Source organism: Rhodococcus sp. UYP9 (assembly GCF_040547235.1).
Classification (GTDB): Bacteria; Actinomycetota; Actinomycetes; order Mycobacteriales; family Mycobacteriaceae; genus Rhodococcoides.
Genome location: NZ_JBEPPH010000007.1, coordinates 166,192 through 186,758 on the forward strand (window position 1 = coordinate 166,192; position 20,567 = coordinate 186,758).

General features: G+C 63.0%; 17 protein-coding genes. 8 read left to right on the plus strand and 9 right to left on the minus strand.

The features are described from left to right. Nucleotides 1-10 precede the first annotated feature (10 nt). Nucleotides 11-1,036, minus strand: coding sequence for a YncE family protein (locus ABIB36_RS19000; RefSeq protein WP_084348871.1), 1,026 nt, complete (start codon nucleotides 1,034-1,036; stop codon nucleotides 11-13). 330 nt (nucleotides 1,037-1,366) lie between these two features. On the opposite strand from ABIB36_RS19000, the gene ABIB36_RS19005 reads away from it, so the two are divergent. Then, the gene (locus ABIB36_RS19005) at nucleotides 1,367-1,705 is read left to right on the plus strand and encodes a hypothetical protein (RefSeq protein ID WP_084349013.1); all 339 of its coding nucleotides are present in this window, start codon (nucleotides 1,367-1,369) and stop codon (nucleotides 1,703-1,705) included. Between the two features lie 8 nt (nucleotides 1,706-1,713). On the opposite strand, the gene ABIB36_RS19010 is transcribed toward ABIB36_RS19005, so the two are convergent. Then, entirely contained in the window at nucleotides 1,714-2,646 is a 933-nt protein-coding gene (locus tag ABIB36_RS19010) for an aldo/keto reductase (RefSeq protein ID WP_084348872.1), read from the minus strand. 215 nt (nucleotides 2,647-2,861) lie between these two features. On the opposite strand from ABIB36_RS19010, the gene ABIB36_RS19015 reads away from it, so the two are divergent. The 5 genes from ABIB36_RS19015 to mshC all read left to right on the plus strand — a co-directional run bounded on the left by ABIB36_RS19015 (nucleotide 2,862) and on the right by mshC (nucleotide 7,181). Beyond that, entirely contained in the window at nucleotides 2,862-3,704 is an 843-nt protein-coding gene (locus ABIB36_RS19015; protein WP_179142446.1) for an undecaprenyl-diphosphate phosphatase, read from the plus strand. Between the two features lie 26 nt (nucleotides 3,705-3,730). After that, entirely contained in the window at nucleotides 3,731-4,420 is a 690-nt protein-coding gene (locus tag ABIB36_RS19020; RefSeq protein WP_354562366.1) for a histidine phosphatase family protein, read from the plus strand. Between the two features lie 71 nt (nucleotides 4,421-4,491). Beyond that, nucleotides 4,492-5,085, plus strand: a complete 594-nt coding sequence (locus ABIB36_RS19025) for a DUF3090 domain-containing protein (RefSeq protein WP_084348874.1) — start codon at nucleotides 4,492-4,494, stop codon at nucleotides 5,083-5,085. A 35-nt stretch (nucleotides 5,086-5,120) separates the two neighbouring features. Continuing rightward, nucleotides 5,121-5,915: an SCO1664 family protein gene (locus ABIB36_RS19030; RefSeq protein WP_179142447.1), complete on the plus strand. Its 795-nt coding sequence runs from the start codon at nucleotides 5,121-5,123 to the stop codon at nucleotides 5,913-5,915. 24 nt (nucleotides 5,916-5,939) lie between these two features. Beyond that, a complete protein-coding gene (mshC, locus tag ABIB36_RS19035; RefSeq protein WP_084348876.1) occupies nucleotides 5,940-7,181 on the plus strand; it encodes a cysteine--1-D-myo-inosityl 2-amino-2-deoxy-alpha-D-glucopyranoside ligase in 1,242 nt (413 codons plus the stop codon). A gap of 66 nt (nucleotides 7,182-7,247) precedes the next feature. Here the strand turns inward: mshC and ABIB36_RS19040 are convergent, their stop codons facing one another. From ABIB36_RS19040 to ABIB36_RS19055, 4 genes are read right to left on the minus strand one after another with little or no spacing between them, the layout of a single operon-like run. Then, the gene (locus tag ABIB36_RS19040) at nucleotides 7,248-8,477 is read right to left on the minus strand and encodes a DUF2399 domain-containing protein (RefSeq protein ID WP_354562363.1); all 1,230 of its coding nucleotides are present in this window, start codon (nucleotides 8,475-8,477) and stop codon (nucleotides 7,248-7,250) included. Next, nucleotides 8,467-12,648, minus strand: coding sequence for a TIGR02680 family protein (locus ABIB36_RS19045; RefSeq protein WP_354562361.1), 4,182 nt, complete (start codon nucleotides 12,646-12,648; stop codon nucleotides 8,467-8,469). The genes ABIB36_RS19040 and ABIB36_RS19045 overlap by 11 nt, the downstream gene beginning before the upstream one ends. Further along, nucleotides 12,649-14,091 carry a DUF2398 family protein gene (locus tag ABIB36_RS19050; protein WP_354562359.1) on the minus strand — a complete coding sequence of 481 codons (1,443 nt, stop codon included), beginning with the start codon at nucleotides 14,089-14,091 and terminating at the stop codon, nucleotides 12,649-12,651. It abuts the gene before it with no gap. Then, entirely contained in the window at nucleotides 14,088-15,584 is a 1,497-nt protein-coding gene (locus tag ABIB36_RS19055; protein WP_354562564.1) for a TIGR02677 family protein, read from the minus strand. Before ABIB36_RS19055 ends, ABIB36_RS19050 begins: the two co-directional genes overlap by 4 nt. Nucleotides 15,585-15,785: 201 nt before the next feature. Here ABIB36_RS19055 and ABIB36_RS19060 point away from each other — a divergent pair, with 201 nt between their 5' ends. Together ABIB36_RS19060 and ABIB36_RS19065 are read left to right on the plus strand one after the other, a co-directional pair. Further along, complete coding sequence (locus ABIB36_RS19060) at nucleotides 15,786-16,310, plus strand: hypothetical protein (RefSeq protein WP_084348881.1); 525 nt, start codon at nucleotides 15,786-15,788, stop codon at nucleotides 16,308-16,310. Continuing rightward, nucleotides 16,307-16,927 carry an RES family NAD+ phosphorylase gene (locus tag ABIB36_RS19065; protein ID WP_354562356.1) on the plus strand — a complete coding sequence of 207 codons (621 nt, stop codon included), beginning with the start codon at nucleotides 16,307-16,309 and terminating at the stop codon, nucleotides 16,925-16,927. The genes ABIB36_RS19060 and ABIB36_RS19065 overlap by 4 nt, the downstream gene beginning before the upstream one ends. A gap of 296 nt (nucleotides 16,928-17,223) precedes the next feature. Here the strand turns inward: ABIB36_RS19065 and ABIB36_RS19070 are convergent, their stop codons facing one another. The 3 genes from ABIB36_RS19070 to nirB form a co-directional block, all read right to left on the minus strand. After that, nucleotides 17,224-17,490: a hypothetical protein gene (locus tag ABIB36_RS19070; RefSeq protein ID WP_354562354.1), complete on the minus strand. Its 267-nt coding sequence runs from the start codon at nucleotides 17,488-17,490 to the stop codon at nucleotides 17,224-17,226. Nucleotides 17,491-17,761: 271 nt separating this feature from the next. Next, complete coding sequence (locus ABIB36_RS19075) at nucleotides 17,762-18,061, minus strand: Rieske (2Fe-2S) protein (RefSeq protein ID WP_354562352.1); 300 nt, start codon at nucleotides 18,059-18,061, stop codon at nucleotides 17,762-17,764. Then, entirely contained in the window at nucleotides 18,058-20,553 is a 2,496-nt protein-coding gene (gene nirB, locus ABIB36_RS19080; protein ID WP_084349015.1) for a nitrite reductase large subunit NirB, read from the minus strand. Before nirB ends, ABIB36_RS19075 begins: the two co-directional genes overlap by 4 nt. Nucleotides 20,554-20,567 lie beyond the last annotated feature (14 nt).

The following is a 20,567-nucleotide window of genomic DNA, read 5'->3' on the forward strand; positions in this document are numbered from 1 at the left end:
CTCGTTGCCTCTACCGGGGCTCGCCAACCGGTATTCGCTGTAATCCCTCACCGGCAGCCGACCCCACAATCAAGTCACCCGTCGCGGAGTCGATCGCGAGAGAGTCCGGCTGCCTTACGGTCGGGAACCTGGAAACCTCGACAGGAATTCCCGTGTCGAGCGTGTATCCGACAACTTCGTTGAGAGCGGGAACGCTGATCCAGACGACGTCGGTCTCGTCGTCGTAGGTGACAGCCCATGGCTGCGCATCGACAGGAAAGCGCTGACGCAACAACAAGTCGTCCGAGGAGAACACGAGAAGTTCTTTTCCGGTGGCATCGGTCACCAGGATTCGCCCGAACCGGTCGGTGTCCAGCTCGGCTGCACCCTCGCCGGCGCGGAGGGCAATGCCGAGGGAACCGTCGTCGATGTCGACGACGGTGACGGAGGTCTGATCGCGATCCAGAGCGGTGAGCCCATACATGGTCGAGGCGAGCGCATCAACCGAGGTCAACCCGTCTATGACCTTCGATTCGGTCCCGTCTTGCTCGAGAATGTGGACCGCGCCACGATCATCTCCTGCTGCTGTTCTGCCGTCCTCGAGAACAGCAGCGCTGAGTAGATTCGCCGCGACTTTCGTCGAGGTGACCTTCGAGTCGCCTATATCGACGCGTGCGAGGCTTCCATTCATCGGCAGCACAACTGTGCCGTCGCCGGGGGCCACTATGGTTGCTGCCTTGCCCGGTAGCGATATTGCGCGAGGTTCGGCGTTGCCGTCGGATGTATCGAACACCAGCAGGTTCGAAAAACTGTCGTCGAGCGCGAGGACGCTGCGCGTGGAAGTGTCGAACGTGGTGAAGTGGATCCCCGATGGAGACGCGGTGATGCTTCCTACTGGGGGAGTCGAGGTTTCTGGAGAGCTGACCCCGGCCAGGGGCTCGATGCTCACCTGATCGGGCTCGTCGGCTCCGTCGCCCGAACAACCGGCCGCCAACAAGATCGTCGAGGTGGCCGCGACCGCGGCGAGAGTTCGCCACCGCAAACGTCTGTCTCTCATGGGAATGCCTGCTCCTGGATACTGTGTTCGTGCGTTCGAGGGGTGCCATGGTGTGGCGTAGCGGAACGAAGTGTCGAGTCCACCCTGCCTGATGGGTCAGAAGTCGACACTCTCGGACTACCCGAGTGCGGTCGAGGCGAGGTGGCAGTACCGTATTTTCCGACCAAAGAACGAGGAGTCGAGATGGTAACTACCGAGGATTTCACTCGACCGGAGGGTTTTCATCGCCCCGTTGCAGCGAGTCGTCCTGTTGATTTCGGGCGGACAGTTCTTCCTGGGCGGACAGGGACTTCCTGTGACTCTGCCGACAGCGGGTTCGTCGTCGAACAGATCACCGTCGGCGCACACGCGAATGGGTTCGGTCGAAACGCGGACGGCCGACAGTTTACTTTTCGGGTGCACAAGTCGACGCTGTCCGTGGAAATATATCGCGAGGACCTGCTCGAGCAGGTTCCGGACAAGTCGGATGTCATCGCCGTCGTGGAGCAACCGGTCACCGAAATCGATGTGACCGATGAGCGCAGCATCGTCGCTGCCGTCCGCGACGCGGTGACAGATGCTGACGAGCTGATCCCGGACTCGCCGGAGTTGTCGAGAGTCCGGTCGTGTCTGCAGCGCGCCGGGTCGATCCTCGACCGGATTCGCACGCGGCAGAACGTGACGGCGTAGGCACGCGGTCAGCTACTGACGTCGTCCAACGCCGAAGTGATAGCGGCAGGCAACTCGAGGTCTTCCGCGACGAGTACCCCGGTCAATTGCGCGAGGTCCCTGGCTCCGACTATCGCCGAACTCACACCCGGGCGATCGCGAGCCCAGGCCAAGGCCACTGCCAGAGGTGAAGTCTGCAGGCCACTTGCGGCCATGACGGCTGCATCGACGACGTTGACGGCAGCGTCGGTGAGGTAGCCGGAAAGCGATCCTGCGTGGAGATCGTCGGCACCCCGTGAGTCCGCAGGCGTGCCGTTTCGGTATTTTCCGGTCAGTACCCCGCCGGCCAATGGGACCGCAGCGAGGATGCCGACACCGTGATGACGCGCCGCCGGCAGCAATTCGTCCTCGATGCCGCGAGCCAGAAGCGAGTACTCGGCCTGCGTCGCGACGATGCGGCCTGCGCCCGCAGCTCCAGCCGCAGTCGCTAGTTGCCAGCCGAGATAGCCACGTGCACCGACATACCGGACTTTCCCGCTCGATACGGCGTAGTCCAGGGTGGACGCGATCTCGTCCACGGGCGTGCTCGCATCCCATGCCGCCACTTGCCACAGATCGAGGTAGTCGGTACCCAAATCGCGCAACGTTGCATCGAGTTGACCGAGCAGTGCGCGACGAGAGCAGTCGATGCGGTAGTGCCCGCTGGCGGTTTCGATACCGGCTGCACTGCTCACGATCAGGTTCGTACGCGGGACCACGTCGTCGAGGACCTCCGCGAGCACACGTTGCGCTCGTCCATCCCCGTAAACGGGTGAGGTGTCGACGAGGGTTCCCCCGGCGTCGGCAAAGGCAGCGAGTTGGGCAGCCGCGTCGTCACCGTCGGTGCCGCTGCCCCATCCGAGCGTGCCGAGCCCGATCCTCGACACGCGCAGGCCACTGGAGCCGACTGATCGCTGCTTCATAGTTTTTCAACATTCCTTGTCGATTGTGATGGTGTCGGTTTTCTGAGTCGGTCACGAAAACGGCGCCAGGTGAGCAGAGTAGTGCGCCGGTGGCAGCGGTGCGAGTGTCGGTCGATCCGGGCGAGCCGCGCCAGGTACCGTCGGGCCGTGAATCGCGCACCTTTCCTCAGCCGAACCCCTCTGCTCTCATCGACCTTCGGGGAGGTTCGAGGATGATCGGTGAGTCCATGAGTTGGCTTCAGTCAATCATCCTCGGCGCTGTGCAGGGGCTGACCGAGTTCCTGCCGATCTCGTCGTCAGGACACCTGAGAATCGTCTCGAGCGTCTTTTTCGGGTCCGATGCAGGAGCTTCGTTCACCGCGGTCACACAGCTCGGAACCGAAGCGGCAGTGCTCGTGTTCTTTTGGCGCGACATCGTGAGAATCGTCAAGGCATGGTTCCGCGGCATACGTGACAAGACTGCGCGCGATCTCGACTATCGGCTCGGTTGGTATGTGATCATCGCCACCATCCCGATCGGGCTGTTGGGGATCTTGTTCAAAGATCAGATCCGAACCGGGGCACGTAATTTGTGGCTCATCGCAACGATGCTCATCGTGTTCGCCATCGTCATCGCAGTCGCCGAGTACCTCGGTTCCAAGAAGCGACCACTCGAAAAAATCACCACACGGGACGGGCTCGTGATGGGTGCCGCACAATGTTTGGCGTTGATTCCCGGTGTGTCCCGGTCGGGTGCCACCACAAGTGCAGGCCTGTTCATGGGCCTCGAACGCGAAGCAGCCGTGCGGTTCTCGTTCCTGCTCGCCATACCGGCTGTGACTGCGTCCGGCCTCTTCTCGCTGCCCGATGCATTCGAGCCGGCCGGTGAAGGTCTCAACGCCTCCGGCCCACAGTTGCTGGTCGCGACCGTCGTCGCGTTCGCACTCGGCTACGCCTCGATTGCATGGCTGCTGAAGTTCGTTGCAAATCACTCGCTGTACTGGTTCGTCGGCTATCGCATCGTGCTCGGCATCGGCGTGATGGCGCTGCTGTCTGCGGGCGTGGTGTCTGCCACCTGATTCGCCAGACGCCCTAGGCTGGTTCCATGACGGTGATCTTGCTGCGACATGGCCGCTCGACGGCGAATACTGCGGGCGCTCTGGCAGGGCGGTCGGCCGGTGTCGCACTCGACGACCGCGGACTGGAACAGGCCGCTCATGTTGCGGAGAGATTGGGCGGGCTTCCGGTCGAGGAGATCGTGCACTCACCGCTGCAGCGGTGTGAGCAAACGGTGGCACCTCTTGCCGCCCGGCGCGGTCTGACTCCGAGGGTCGACGAACGGCTGATCGAGGTCGATTACGGGTCGTGGACGGGAAGATCGATCAAGGATCTTGTGACGGAGCCGCTGTGGAAGGTGGTCCAGCAACACCCGTCCGCGGCGGTGTTCCCTGGTGGCGAGGGACTGGCTCAGGTGCAGTCGCGGGCGGTGTTCGCAATCCGGGAACACGACGCGCGTCTTGCGGAGGAGTACGGCCGCGATGTCCTCTGGGTGGCGTGCTCACACGGTGACGTCATCAAATCGATCCTCGCCGACGCCTTGGGCTGCCACTTGGATTCGTTCCAACGTATCGTTGCCGATCCTGCCTCTGTCAGTGTCGTGCGGTACAGCTCGACCAGGCCGTTCGTGCTTCGGACGAACGACACCGGTCTCGACTTGACGGCGTTGGTACCTGCGGTGCCGACGGCCCCGAGCATGGACTCCGACGCGGTGCCCGGTGGCGGTTCCGGAACGTAGTCCCGCCGATAGCGGATAATGAAGTTCGGGTCCGAGTTTTCGGATCCGAGAATGAAGCTCCAGGAGGTGCAATGCCACGCGCAATACATGTTTTCCGCACCCCTGATCGTTTTGTCGCGGGAACCGTGGGAGAGCCAGGCGATCGTTCGTTCTTTCTGCAGGCAGTCCACGACGCTCGCGTCGTCTCGGTCGCGCTCGAAAAGCAGCAGGTGCAGGTTCTCGCAGACCGGATAGGTTTGCTGCTGGACGAAGTTCAACGACGGTTCGGCGCGGAGTTCCCGCCCGAGGAAACCGAACTGGGCGACACGAGTCCGTTGATGACTCCGATCGATACCGAGTTTCGGGTCGGGACCATGGGTCTGGGCTGGGACGCGGATGCGAACGCAGTGGTGGTAGAACTCCTGGCTATCAGTGAGGTCGAGGTCGACGAGTCCGTCGTCCTCGATGACACCGACGAAGGTCCCGATGCAGTCCGCGTCTTCCTGACGCCGCTCGCGGCCCGGGAGTTCGCACTTCGTTCCGAGCGGGTGATTGCTGCCGGCCGTGCGCCGTGCCCCTTGTGTGGTGAGCCGCTGACTCAGGACGGACACACCTGTATTCGATCGAATGGATACAAACGAGATGCCACCTTCGGCTCGGCCGGCGAACTTGGCGAAGAGCTTTGACCGAAGACCGGCCGCCGTTCGCGGGCCGCAAGGTGATGGAAACCGGTGAGCTGACCATCATCGGTCGAGTGGTGTCGGCCAGCAACGCGACGTTGGTCTGCGAGGCAACGGGCAGCGGCGACGACGGTGAGACGTCCACGGTTCGGTGCGTCTACAAGCCTGTTCGCGGAGAAGTGCCGCTCTGGGACTTTCCCGATGGGACCTTGGCAGGGCGAGAGATCGCGTCGTACGAGGTGTCGGACTCTCTGGGTTGGAATGTGATTCCGACCACGATTCTTCGGGATGGTCCGTTCGGCCCGGGGATGGTGCAGCGGTGGATCGACACGCCGGACCGCGACGGGGAGCACGGCCGCACGCTCGACCTGGTCGATATCTGCAGGCCGGACCTTGTGCCCACCGGATGGATACCGGTCATGCAGGCTTACGACGGCGATGGCGAGGAAGTCTCGCTCATTCATGCCGACGATCCTCGGCTGCAGCGGATGGCAGTGCTGGATGTACTCATCAACAACGCGGACCGGAAGGGCGGCCACGCCCTCGAAGGCGTGGACGGATATGTGTACGGCGTCGACCACGGCATCTGCCTGCACTCGCAGAACAAGCTTCGGACGGTGCTGTGGGGTTGGGCCGGCACCGCTATCGACGACGCTGCGATGTCCGATGTCGTCGCTTTCGTAGAGTCGTTCGCCACTGTCGTCGAACCACGAATTCGTGGGCACATCACCGATGAAGAGATCGATGCCCTGCTCGGCCGAGCCCGTGCTCTCGTGGCACATCCGGTGATGCCGGAGCCGCGATCGAGCAGGCCGATACCGTGGCCCGCCTTCTGAAGCCTCTCCGTTAGGCTCGTCTTCATGCAGTCTTGGTCCGAACCAGCCGTTCCCTCGATCCCCGGCCAGGGGCCTACGCTCCGGCTCTACGACACGGCAGATCGGCAAGTGCGACCGGTCACACCCGGCAAAGTGGCGAAGATGTACGTGTGTGGAATCACCCCGTACGACGCGACGCATCTCGGGCATGCCGCGACCTATCTGACTTTCGATCTGGTCAACCGACTGTGGCGCGACGCGGGTCACGAGGTGCATTACGTGCAGAACGTCACTGATGTGGACGACCCACTTTTCGAACGAGCCGACCGCGACGGCGAAAGCTGGATCGAGCTCGGTAATCGTGAGATCGCTTTGTTCCGTGAGGACATGGAGGCTCTCCGAGTCCTGCCGCCGCGCGATTACATCGGTGCTGTCGAATCCATCGACGAGGTCATCGACATGGTCGAGAAGCTGGTCGCGTCGGGTGCGGCGTATGTCGTCGACGACGCCGAGTATCCCGATGTGTACTTCCGTGCGGACGCTACGTCCGAGTTCGGCTACGAGTCCGGTTACGACAGGGCGACGATGGACACGTTCTTCGCCGAGCGTGGAGGCGACCCGGACCGAGTAGGAAAAAAGGACTCGATCGATGCTCTCCTGTGGCGTGCAGAGCGCAAGGGTGAGCCGTCGTGGCCGTCTCCGTTCGGGCCTGGCCGCCCGGGCTGGCACATCGAGTGCTCGGCAATTGCTCTCAATCGCATCGGGACCGGTTTCGACGTACAGGGTGGCGGCAGCGACCTCATCTTCCCGCACCACGAGTTCTCGGCCGCGCACGCCGAAGCAGTGTCCGGTGGCGGCCGATTCGCTCGGCATTATGTGCACACTGGGATGATCGGTCTCGACGGCGAGAAGATGTCGAAGAGTCGCGGCAACCTCGTGTTCGTGTCGAAGCTCCGCGCCGACAACGTCGATTCGGCTGCGGTTCGGTTGGGTCTGTTGTCCGGGCACTACCGTCAGGATCGCCCGTGGACGGACGAAGTTCTCGAACGTGCACATACCCGGTTGGCGTTGTGGCGCAAGGCAGCTGCACTGGAGTCGGCCGCCAGCGCCGACGACGCAGTAGTTCGCCTACGTCAGCACTTGGCCGACGATCTGGACACACCGAGGGCTCTCGATGCTCTTGATGCGTGGGCAAGTTTCGCCGTCGAGCGCGGGGGATCGGACACTACCGCTCCCGGTGCATTCGCCGACGCCGTCGACGCACTCCTCGGCGTGCCGTTGCGCTGATACATCTTTCGAACTGGCAGTGATCCTGGGGCGTTTCGGCACCCGGGATCAACCGTCCACACAGGACTACGCCAGGTCGAGAAGAAGGTCGGGCACGAGACGCTCTTCCATTACCGCGCGGCCCGACTCGTGCATCGCCGCGGCAAGATCAGGATCCCACTCACTCGGCCCCGGATGGCCCTTCAGTGGTTCGGAATTTCGTGCGTCGAGCGCACGAACATACGACTGCGCATCCATCCGCCAGGGGACGGCGTTGTAGCGCGAGCGGGCGCGGGCGGTCATCTGCAGGCCTGGCCAATCGAAGTCGTTGCGCCAGAGGAGTTCCGTTCCTGCCCGCACGCCCGAGAGTAGTTTGTGCAGCGCAGCCGACGGCTGGCCATCGGTGCAGACGAGAGTTGCGGAACGACTTCCCAACGATCGAGCGGCGGCCGCGACGACTGCGACGTTCTCGCACACGTAGATTCGATCTGCGACATTGGTGAGCGGGCCGCGCGAGACCATGTCGAGGGTGAGTGGGAACGGAATCCCGGCGTCTGCAGCGTCGTTCAGCCACCGTCCGACGGTATGCGATTCGTCGACTCGATACCCGAACACCAGAACCCTGCTCGACAGCGCGTCGACCGAGACTCCGGCAGTTTCCCACAGCAACCGAATGCCGACGGGGTCGACTGGACGGGGTATTCCTTCGCGGAGCGAGAGTGCGTCGAGAACAAGACGGGGTGCACCACCGGAGGACAGTGCCTTGGTGTCACCGCACGCGTATTCGGCGAGTTCGGTCAACGACAAGCCGTCGACGGGAAGGATCGCCAACACCCGTGCAGCCACCCGTAGGGCGTCGACGGCCACGCGTCCTCCGAGTGTGCCGTCCTGATTCAGCAACGAGGACAACCAATGCTCGGCCCAGTCGTCGTCGGTTGTTTCGGCGAGTAGAGCGCGCGCGTCGGCGAGTGCAGTGGCCTTTACCTCGGCCTTGTCGGATGCGATCTGTTTTCTGTCCTGTAGCGGAGCGACGGCGTCGAGAGTTGCGATCAAGCCGATCCCACCGTTTCGTGGGTGGGCGAGCCATTCGTCGAATCGGGCGAGATCGAGTTTCGTAGTCTGGGCGCGGCTGTGCAGGCCGGTGCTGGATCGAGAGATTGCACTGCACAATCGCCACAGCTCTGCCTGCTCACCCAGGTGGACGGTGATGTTGCCACCGACCAACAAGTAGTTCGACTCCAACTTCTTGCGCGCAGCGGCCAAGAGTGCGTCGAGTTCCGGCGTGTTCCGCCATCCGAGTTCTTCGTTACCGGACAAATTCGAGACCGCCTTCGGCGTGAGTGGGCACGCGTCGTGTCAACGGCGAACCCAGAGCGGCGGCTAGATCGGAACCATCGTGTTCGGCGAACAGTTCACCGTTCTCCCAGACGAGTAACGCTGCGCTGACAGTGTTTTCCGCTGTCGAATGCGCAAGGTCGTAGTGCGCACATCCGGGGACATCGGAGTAGGTGATCCACAGATCGTAGCCCGTCATGAACAGATCCAGATCGAACTGCACGCTGAGCCCGAGCAGTTCACTACGACCGTTGTCATCGACGCCGGCGAAGGCTTCGTCGAGTGCCAGCAACCGTGGTGCGTGCGGATCGGCCGAGGACAGCATGACGTGCGCGGCCGCGAACAACGGCAGATGTAGAGACACCGATTGCTCACCGCCGGACAACGCGCTGTGTCGCGCGACCGTCAATCGATCCTCGGTACCGTCACCGCGAATGAGCGTGAACGAGAAGACCCGCCAACGACGGTAGTCGAGCGTGGAGGCCAGAATCTCGGGGTACGAACGCTCCGGGTGTGCCGCGCGGGCGATTCTGATCTCGGACGCGAAATGTGCTCGCATGGAGGCGAGGTCGTCCGAATTCAGTCCGGATGCGTCACGATCGAGTAGCTTCGAGATTGCTCGTGCGCCTTCGTCCAGATTGTCCGCGAGGACCCAATGCACACCGATCGTGTTGCCAGAGGACATCTTCCGTTGCTTCATCTCGGAGGACATCTGCGCGATGAGCTCGCGGGCATCTACGGTGCGTTCGTGGATCTGCTGCGCCAAGCCGGTCAACAGCGCATCCTCGAGAATCCGACGCTCGTGTTCGGTGAGCAACGTCTCCTGATTCGACCGCGCGTCACCGATACGGTGCGCGAACTCGCCGACCGAGGTGAATCCCTGCTCGTCCTGCACACGAACGATGGTCAATCCGTCTGGTGCGTCCCACTGCAACCGGTAGTCCTGCCCGGACGACGCCAGCTGTGAGTCGAATTCCTGCAGAGCACCGGTCAACGCGGTCCGTGTGCTCTTGCGATAGGAGTCGCCGGCCTTGACCGACGCGGTGGCGGCGTCGAGCGCCGAGTGGAGTTGGTGCACCACCGGTGGCAGCACCGAAATCTCTTCATCGGGGGACGAGGCGCTCTGAATTCGGTAAAGGATCTGTTCGACAGTGAGCCACGCGGAGTCGGACGAGGGCCACGAATAGAGCTCGTGCACGCCAAGGATGGCGAGTAGATCCTTGCGGGCATATGGGGCGAGGCGCGCAGTGTCGTCGAGCGTCTCGGTGAGTGCGGCGCGCAGACCCTCCTGCGCTGTGTTGCATGCACCTTCGGCCTTACCGATCGCCTCTCCGGCTTCCTTGTCCGCTTTGCGTGCTGCGCGTTGCTCGACCTTGCATGCCTCGATCTTTTCGCGTGCCTTCTCCAGGTCGGCGTTGATCTGTTCGGCGGTGGATCCGAGTTTCTCGGTGAGGATGTCCAACCGCTGAACCTGCTGGAGATGGTTTTCCTGTGCGATCGCGGACTCCTCGGCCAACTCTTCGGCGAGGCCGGTGGTCTCTTCCAATCGGTTCTGTGCTTCGCGTGCCCGCTCGGCTTCGCGAACGTGTTCGCCTCGGCGACGAAGGACGAGTCCGCCCTGATTCTCGAAGTGCCGGATCGCTGCGGCGAGTGAGTCGATATCCCGTGCAGTATGGGGAGTTCGGTGGGCGACTGCGGTACTCCGCAGATGTCTCTCCTTTGCCGAGAGCTCCGCGATAGCCTGGTCGAGCTCGCTGTCCGCGGCCGTGGAACCAGCCTGTGAGGTACGAAGGGCCCCCGCCGACTCGGTGACCGTCTTCTGCGCCTTGACGATTCCGGAGACCTTCGGCAAATTCTTCGCGGCAACCACGAGGCCGCGCAGGAGTTCGGCCGTCGACTGCTCTTCCTCGCGGGTGGCCGCCAAGGACATGCCGGCTGTTTCGATCGACGCGTCGAGTTCGGCGAGCCGCGTAGCCCGACGACGAGCACGGGCAGTAGCCCCGATGTACTCGGCATCCGGCTTGACGTGACGTCCCCGTTGAACGCCTTGCCAGTAGCGCCCGTCGATGCCGATCGAGGTCACCGCATTCTTCGATGCGCCAGTGTCCTCCAGCAGTGCGATCGAGGTCAGTACATCTCGCACCACAGCCTCTGGCACATCGGTTCCAGGTTCGACCTCGAGGACGTCAGCCAGCGTGCGGCCCGTCGGACGTTCGGCTTCCGGTACGCCGACCAGAAATTGGTCCGACTCCATGGACCCGAGAGTGCCGGTCGGCGAGATCCAACCGTCGAGAAGATTCGCGGCCTGCAATGCGCTTTCGACACCGGCAGCTACAGCAGGTTCCACGCCGTCGGCGAATCGGACGAGCTGCCACAGCGGCGCTCCGACCAGCCCGTCACGCGAGGACGTGCGAGCGGCGAACGGTGGGGGAGCATCGTCGCGTTGAGCACTGACGAGATCGTGTTCGGCACGCATCGATGCCAGCTCTTCGGTCAGTGCCGCAGCGGCCACACCCGCCTGCGTCCGTCGTCCGCGCACGTTCTCGAGCCCCTCGGCCGAAGCCTCGGCAAGGATGGCATCGAGGCTCGGTGCGTCGTCCTCGCCGATGTGCGGTACAGCAGCGTCGAGGGAATCGAATGCGGCGACGGTGATTCCGGCAGCCGAGTACTGGGTCGAGTTCTCGGCCCACCAGGACCGCAGTCCCGACGCATACTGCGCACGAGCCAACTCCACGGCAGCTTCGGCTTCGGTAACGGACGCGCGAGCAGCTTCGAGCAATTCTCTTGCCCGAGAAGCACTTCTGTCTGCACGGGCGCGTTCGGTCATAGCCTTCTCGACGGTGCTGAGAGCGTCGCGGACGGCACGCACATCACCGTCACGTTCCTCGGCATGACCGCGCAGTGTCGTGCTGAACTGGTCGGTGCGCGCACTGGCCGGCATCGACGCCCACGCGATGCCGGCATCCTCGGCCGCAATCTGGAGATCGTCCTCGGCGCGTGTCAGTGCGGCGACCGAGTCGCGTACCGAGCTTTCGGCGTCGATGGCCTCGGTGGAACGCTGTGCCAGATCCGCCTGCGCTTTACCGGCACGCTCGGACTGCTGGGCGGCGGAGATCTTCAGCTTCGCTGCCGATTCGGCGAGATCGTCGAGTTGCTGTTTGCCCTCGTAGGCACTCGATCGCTGCAGTGTTTCGCGGTCGGCAAGAGCTTGGTCCAGGCCTCGTTCGGCGTCGTCGAATCGCTTCTCCGCTGCAGTGCGCTCGGACAGTCGGCGTTCCTTCAGTGCCGCGGCCGCGAAGTGCGCCGTGGTTGCATGGGTAACGGACTCGAGTCTGCGACTGATCTGTTCCACGTCCGAGCGAGCTTGCACTCGAAGGTATTTCGCGTACACGCCGACGAAGGTTGTGGCGGCGTGATCTGCCCGAGTCAAGCCTTCGAGCGCTCGACCGACCTCTTCCATGTCACTGAACGAGCGCGCTGCTTCGAGAACCAGTTGCTCGTCCAGCGGGCGCAGACCGTCGGTCAGTGCCTGGGAGAGCCCCTTCGGATCCAGGTTCTTTGCCAGTTGCGGACGACGCAACGTCAGGATCAGATTGATCAGTTGGTCGTAACGCTGCGCGCCGAGACCGAACATCCGAGCGTCGATGGCCGCTCGGTAGTCGACCGGCCGGTCGGTCAGCGCGTCGCTGCCGAGTCGATCGGCAAGCTGCTTCTTGGTCAGCGGCCGATCGTCGGATCCCAGGAGCGAAAAGTCCACGCCGACACGGCCGTCGGCGACAAAGTACCAGCGGGTGACCTTGTCGTTCTGTCGGCTTGCGCGCATTCCGATACCGACGGTGACGGACTCGGGATCTTCGCGTGAGCCCCGCCCGAACTCCATCCATACGTAGGAGTGCGCGCTCTCCTGGCCGCGATAGAGAAGATTGGACTTCATCGTTCGCTCTTCACCGGCGAACGGGTTCAACCGCCTCGGCTCGATTCGTCCGTCGAGCACGAACGGAAACAGAACCTCGAGTGCTTTGGTCTTTCCCGAGCCGTTCGGTCCGCGCAATACGAGGCGACCGTCGGCAAAGGAAAATTCCTGATCGCGGTAGTCCCACAGATTGATGATTCCGGCGCGGGTCGGGCGGAAGCGCTGAGCATGTGCGGTCATCTAGTGCGCCTCGGTTTCCGTGGTGTGAGAATGCGAATCAGGGTCACTCGGTTCTGTGCCATTGACTTCCGTGCCGTTCAAGTCCATGGACTCGAAGAGAGAATCCTGGGGTACCCGGTCCCGCACACTGATCACCACATCGCGGTAGCGAGCGATGACGGGGAGAACGAGTATCCCGCCGGACATGATGTGCACCAGCCGGAGTCGATGGAGTATGCCGACCGCTCGCTCACCGAGACCGATCGGGTCGGCCTGCCATTGGGCGGCGAACGTGCGTCCGTACCTCTCGACCAGGTCTGAGACCGCCCCGTTCACCCAACTGTTCTCGACGAAAGGGTAGAGCTCGGTAGCAGAGTTTTCGACGGTTCGACCTCGCCCACCGAACTCGGCGAGGTCGTCGAACACCCCACCTCCAGGTATTGCCGAGTCGACGAGGTCGATCAGGTCGCCGTCATCGGGAATCGGATGGCGTGGCAATTCGAGGGCATCGGGGTCGATCACCCGGTCGGATATCTCACCTGCCAGAAGCAGCGCGACTTGAGCGATCGTTCCCGTGCTGGGGAATCGGAGGTCCGACATCCGCCCGGATGTATCGATCAACGTGACGCCCTCGGCGCGACGCTCGGCGATCAGACCGGTCAGAAGTTCGACGTCGGCGACTGTCCGTACCGCAGCGAGTGCGGTGCGACCGTCCTGATCGAAATCGTCGAAATAGACGACGGGATGCTCGACCAACGCACGGCGCACCTTTTTGAGAGTCTCCTTGGGATCTATCGGCGGCTGCGATTCCCCGTCCTCTTCGCTGTCTTCGGTCGGGACCTCGGATCCCACGAGCAGACCGGTGACCGAACGGAGGTGCTGCACGGCTCTGGGTGGACGGAACATCGCCACGACCACCGATCGCTCGATGTCGTAGAGAGCTTCACCCGAAGCCGGATTGTTCGCCCAGCCGCCGGCGTCACCATCGGCGAGCGATATTGCGCCCCGCGCGGCCAGCCAGCCGACGGCGTCGACGAACGCGTCTCGGTCCGCAGCGCGGTCGGTCGCAAGTTCCACCCCGTCCACCTGGCCTGCCTCGGCGGCTACGTGGTCGGCGAGTTCGGAGAGCGTGATCTGATTGCCTGCTCGGCCGAGCGCAGCCAAGGACAACGCCAGGTAGGCGTATCTGCGTCGATCGAAGACGCGGTCCGAGGCGGTTCGTGCAGGCTGGGTCGAATCGAGCGCGTCGAGAACCGGAAACAAGCGGGCTGTCGTTTCGGTGACCTCGAGGCGATAGCCGAACAAGTCGAGTAGATCCTCGCGAAGCTCGGTTGCCCATCTACGGAGAAGCGGAAGAGCGATACGGTCCGGATACGTCGCCGTCACCAGATGGTTCGCCAACGCAACGCGCGCCGCACGCTGATAGGAATCGAGTGCCAGAGAAGGTATTTCGCGTGCTCTCACCGGCGGGTCACATCCGCAACCTCGAGTTGCAGCCGATCCAGATGTAACCGTCCACGCGTCGTCCGGACGACGGTCGATATTTCGGAGTCGGTCAGTGTCAATTTCACACCACTGTCCGAACCCGTCGAACCGGACGTACGACCACTCACCCGGACCCGGGCGGTGAGCGCCGCATTGAGCAAGCTCAGCAACACTTCGGTCTCCTCCTCGTTCAGCGTCCGGTCGTACACACCTACCGAGGCCAAAGATCGAGCTGCGGCACTGCGAGTGCGTTGCGCGGCGAGCTGCTGTTCACGGAGGCGACGAATCCCGCCGTCGTTGCGTTGAACGCGGCCAGGCAGGCCGGGCGACGGCGCGCGACCGGTTTCCGCCAAGGTACGAGAGATTTCGACGGGAGAGGCTTCCCACCAGGATCGAGATGCGGGAATGATGTCCGCATCCGGGTGGACCATGGACAGATGACGCGGTCTGCCGAGACCGAACACGGCATGGAAAAGAGCGTGCGCACTGTCCTCGGTCGCAGTGTTGGCGAACCAACCTGCGAGGTGACGGAGTTGACTCTCGCGGCTCACACCACCTCTGCGCGTCTCGGTTACCCGTCGAAGCAGCGACAACACCGCGGCAATGGCGCTCATCGTGCCTTCACGTAGCCGTTCGGACTCACTGAGTTCGGCCTCCGCAGCCACGAACCAATGAGATAGACCCGACCACCGCGCCTGCCAGTCGGCACGACGCTCGTCGATGGTCAGGAAGACCCGCTCGTCACTGATCGCGGCGCGCTCGATCAGCGTCGAGATGGAAGTCGATTCGACGACGGCGATAGCCTCCGCCAACTTCGGGGCGTAACGCGTCAGGTCCGAGCTGAACTCACGCATATGCGTCAGAAGTGCATCTTTGTGGACCAGAAAAGATTCGGGTGTGATCTCGGTGGTGCGGACGAGGTCGCCGAGGACCAGATAGAAATGCGCCGCCCGAGTGGCCATTTCGGAGAGGGTCGAGTCGAGTCGGCTGAGTTTGCGGTAGATGCGGTCGCCGTCGGCCTGACGGTTCGCCTCGGCCAACTCGTGCATGTCGGCGAGCAGCTCGGGAAGGACGAGCCGAGACAGGGATGCGTCGTCGAGCCTGGCACCGAGCACGTCCTCGACGGCACGAAACGCCTTGTAACCGGCCTGGCTGAATTGATAGACGTAATGGCGGTTGCGGTACTCGGCCAAGGTAGCCGCGCGTGAGCCGTCGTAGCTGCGCTCGAGAAGCTCCCAGGTGTGAAGCTGCTCGAGCAGCGGTGCGATGTCGGTCAGGGTGAGCCATGCGTCTTCGGGGGCATGCCTGGCCAGCGTGTCCGCAATCTCGGCCGCATGTAGAAGAACGACGTAGTTGGCACGGGCGATGTCGAAGGCACGAAGCACCCAGAGGTACTCGTTGTGCTTCTCCGCGACCGTGAATGCGAAGAGTTTGAGGCGATCTTCCTGCAAAAACGCTGTCGCGGCACCCAGCCGTGCGTTGTCGTCTGAATCGCTCACTGGAACAGGGTAGGCGTTGGCCGGGGGGTGAGTGAAATGCGCGCGCCGTGCATCGAGGGTTGCCGTGTACTGCAGTTCGCTGCCTTTGAGGCATCCCACACCGCCTTGTCGTTGACATGGTTGACGGCAATGACAACAATGAGGTTGTCACGGTTGACCGCCAGGAGGCCTCGTATGAACACCTTAGTCGAGCAGGAACGCAAGCTCATGGACCTGCTCGCCCGCCGCGTCCACCAGACATTTGCAGAGGCCCGCGCTGCCGGCGTTCCCACCGACGTCTTCGACGACGTCGAATCGATCGCTCGCTCCATGACCGCTGCACTGCCCACCAACGGTACCTACGACCAGCTAGTCGGCCCGTTCTACGACACCACCGGCCTAACCCAGTGGTGGGGCATAAGCCGCCAAGCAGTCAACAAGGCTGTCGCCGCCGGCACCGTGATCGCCTGCCGACTCGACGGAGGTTCATGGGTCTATCCCACCTGGCAGTTCACGGATTCGGGAACTGTGCACCCGCGCCTGATCACCCTGTGGTCGACGCTGCGTGCTGCCGCCGACCCCTGGACCTGCGCAGTGTGGTTACGCAGCCCGCAGCCCGAACTCGATGGCCGCAGCGCAGCCGAGTGGATCGCCGACGGCCACCCTCACGAGAGCGTCATGGCGCTTGCCAGCGCCGACGCACGACGGTGGGCTGCGTGAGCCACCGCGACACTGTCGCTCTCGGCCCGCCGCTGCGCTCGCTGCTCGGGTTCCCCGGCTGCGAGCTCACCGCCGCGCAGCCACTGATCCGTGGACACAGCACCGGGAACGGACCATGGTGGTTTGCCTCCTCCGGCGGTGGCCGCTTCGACCTGACACCGCCACGCGGCACCTGCTACCTCGCATTCGACGAACTCACCGCGATCCGGGAAACCGTCGGAGAGACGTTGGCGAGAATTGGGGTCGTCAGTGACGCGTTCGCCGCCACCCGATGCCTGTCTACCCTGACCGTGCCGCACGAGCATCAGCTCGCCGACACGTGCGCGGGTACCGCTGCAGACTTCGGCCTGACCAGAGAACTTGTGTCCATGACCCCGTACGGAGTGCCGCAGGAATGGGCGGCAGCGTTCTCGGCCACCTTCGCCGGAATCCGTTACCAGACACGGTTCACCACCGGGCCGAACCCCAACGCCGTCGGACTGTTCGGGGAAGCGGGGGAGGCCACCTGGTCGACCGACGCGAAACCCGAGCCGCTGGTGGCGGCCGCTCGTCGGTGCGGCTTCACCGTTGCCAGTCCGCCGCGATCGGTACGCATCGTCCCGCCGCCCGTGAACTGATTCGGCCCGAACCACCCACCACAAGGTGCGGGCGCCTTTGAAAATCACCGTTCGAGCCACGCTCCCGCGCCAACGACTCAACATTCCCCGAGCAGACACTTTGTGTTCATGGAACGAACTGACCAAAGCCTAAGTGCAACAGCACAAGTGCGACGCCGTTGGTGGTCGGAACTAGCTCCATCGAGGATCCGCGACAGGGTCCTTGACCGCAGCCTCCACAAGGCTGGCGGAAACCATTTCGGCTGAGGCTCGCGAAGGTCTTCTATGCCAGCGTCGGTTCTCGCATGATGGAGGAGTCACTGGCCATCTGCTAGTTCTTTGCGCAGTTGTTTTCGCCCCTCGGACAGATGAACTCGATACTTCTTCGTCATGTGCCCGGCGGAGAGCGAGATCACGAAGTTGCATTGATCTTCGTCGAATCCGTAATGCTGCATTAACGATGCGATCAGTTCTGCTTGATCGGCCGACTCCACGGCCAGATCTTGCAACTCGCAGCGGTTGTCGATCGCCCACAGGACCGCCTCGACGCCGGCGAGCCGTTCGTTCGAATACGGCGATGGCATGGTTGATCCTTCCGAAATCACGAAACGAAGAAATATGGCCTACCCTCGGCGTCGTTCGTCCAGAACTAAATCTTGTACTCGAACGTGCCGAACGACACCGACGTTCGAATCGTACGATTCGAACCTGACGAACAGCCAGTTTCGTCCGTTTTCTTCGACGGTATGTATCACTCGGACGGTGCCGATCTCACCGGGGCGATCATGCCGGACGGCACCTCGATCGGCTGACGGCGATCGGTATGGGGCCGGTCGCGAAAGAAAGCGAGTCCAGCTACACCTCCACCATGACCTTTCCATCGACGATGACTGCGGGATACGTTCGTACGGAGGCGATTCCGCTCGGACAGGTGCCGTCGTCGAGAGAGAACGCGTACTGATGCATCGGGCACATCACGACCGAGCCGTCGATCTGACCGTCCGCCAATGGCCCACCCTTGTGCGGGCACACTGCGTCCATGGCGCGCACACTCCCATCCTGGAGGAGGAATACCGCTACCTGCCTGCCGTCGACGACGTAGGCGCGGCCCTCACCCGGTGTCAGGTCTTCGACGGGACCTACGGGCACGCTCATCGGACCGGTACCTGGGGGAGCGGAAGGAGCGGCAACGACGGTGTGAACTGCGCAGGCGACTTGGGTTCGGCCCGGTCCTGCCAGGGATCCCGGTAGCCGTCCACCGAAGTTTGCATGCGTTGTTCGAGTCCAGCGACGATTCCGTCACCGTCCTCGACCAGAATTCGTCGAAGCTCGTCCAGTCCGACCCGGGGGACCCACGCGTATGTTCGCTCGAGCCACTGCGCCGTTTCGCGGTAGTGCTGGATGAATATCCCAGCCATGCGCAGAACTTCCTCGCCGCCGACGACAGTGGCCAGTAGATCGCCCTTCCGGATGTGGGCACCTGCGGCACCGCCGACATAGAGCTCCCATTTGTCCTCGCCGACGGACACGACACCGAAGTCCTTGCACAGTGCCTCGGAACAGTTTCGTGGGCATCCGGCGACGGCCAGCTTCAGTTTGCCGGGGGTCTCGAGCCCTTGGAAGCGCTCTTCGAGTGCGATGCCCAGCGCCGTCGAATCGCCGAGTCCGAAGCGGCAGAAGTCGCTGCCGACACAGGTTTTCACGGTTCGCATGCTCTTGCCGTACGCGAACCCGGACGGCATGTCGAGGTCACCCCAGACCTTCGGTAGATCTTCCTTCTTGATTCCGAGCAGATCTATGCGCTGCCCGCCGGTAACCTTGACCAGCGGAACGTGATATTTGTCGGCGACGTCGGCGATCTTGCGAAGCTGATCCGGGGTAGTGACCCCGCCCTTCATCTGCGGTACGACCGAGAAGGTGCCGTCACGCTGAATGTTGGCGTGGACGCGATCGTTGATGAAGAGCGCACCTCGTTCGTCTACCCAGTCCGGTCCCCAGATCGTTCGCAGCAAAGATGCGAGTGGCATCTTCGCGCTCGCATCTTCACGGCCACCTGCAGCGAGTTCGCTGAAAACCTGCGACACCGAACGTAGGTCGCGCTCGCGGATGATCTCGATCAAGGCCGGCTTGGCCAACGGGATGGACGGCACATACCAGTCGGCGGCGGGGTCGGGTGCGACCGCGCCTCCGGCAGCGCAGGCCAAGATATCGGCGACAAGTCCTTTGCAGGAACCACACCCCTTACCTGCGCGGGTCTTGGCGGTGACGTCGCTCATCGTCGTGGCACCTGCGTGAACGCAGTCGACGATCTGACCTTTGGTGACGCCGTTGCAGTTGCACACCTGGACGTCGTCGGCGAGTTCGGCTGCACCGGTTGCCGCCGTCGGGGTTCCCATGTCGAACAACATGCTGATTCGTTCTTCGGGGAGCGGAACCTTCTCGTCGAACGCCTGCGTCAGAAAGTTTGCTTTGCTGATGTCCCCGAGAAGCGTGGCACCGATGAGTTTGCCGTCGCGGACGACGACGCTCTTGTACGTTCCGCTGCGTGGTTCGTAGAACTGGACGAACTCGTCGTCCTCACGCTCGGGTCCCTTCACTCCCATGGCTGCCACGTCGACACCGGCCACTTTGAGCTTGGTCGTCAGACGTGAACCATGATATGCCGCAGTAGGATTCGTATCTGTCAGATGATCGGCGAGGACGACGGCCTGTTCCCACAGGGGCGCTACGAGGCCGTACACTTCGCCGCGATGTTGGCAGCATTCACCGACGGCGAAGATCGACCCCTCGTCCTCGCAGCGCAGTTGATCGTCCACCACGATTCCGCGTTCGATCACCAATCCGCCCCCGCGTGCGAATTCGACATTGGGACGGATTCCGGCGGTCACGACGATCATGTCGGCGGCAAGTGAGGTGCCGTCGTTGAAGCCCACACCGGCCACTGCGCCCTCGCGGGTACGCAACACCGAAGTCGTGCGTTTGGAGGTGTGCACACCGACACCGAGTGCTTCGATCTTGTTGCGGAGGACGCGCCCACCGCGTTCGTCCAACTGCTGGTTCATCAAGTGTCCGGGCGAGTGCACGACATCGACGTCCAAGCCTTGCGTTCGGAGTCCGTACGCGGCTTCCAATCCCAGGAGACCGCCGCCGATCACGACCGCGGCGACGTCGTCCTGCGCCTCCGCCATCTGCAACATTCCGTTCGTGTCGGCGATGGTCCGGAATCCGAACACACCGCGGGCGAGGCGACCGTCGCTCTCACGAAGCCCGTCCATGTTCGGAAAGAACGTGTTGCTGCCGGTGGCGATGATCAGGACGTCGTACGCGACGGTTCGGCCACTTTCACACACCACGGACTTGGCGAACCGGTCGAGCGAGACGGCACGGTCGCCTGCATAGAGCGTGACACCGTTTTCGCGATACCAGCTCATGGGATTGAGAAGCAGATCTTCGTCGTCGATGCCGGCTTCACCGGACAACACGTGCGACAGCATGATCCTGTTGTAGTTGCCGTACGGCTCGTCGCCGATCATCGTGATGTCGAACAGTGCGCTTCCGCCGCGTTTGAGGATCTCCTCGACTGTGCGCGCGCCCGCCATACCGTTCCCGACCACGACCAACTTCCTCACGCCGGACTCTCCACCCATCGCGTCTGCACTCA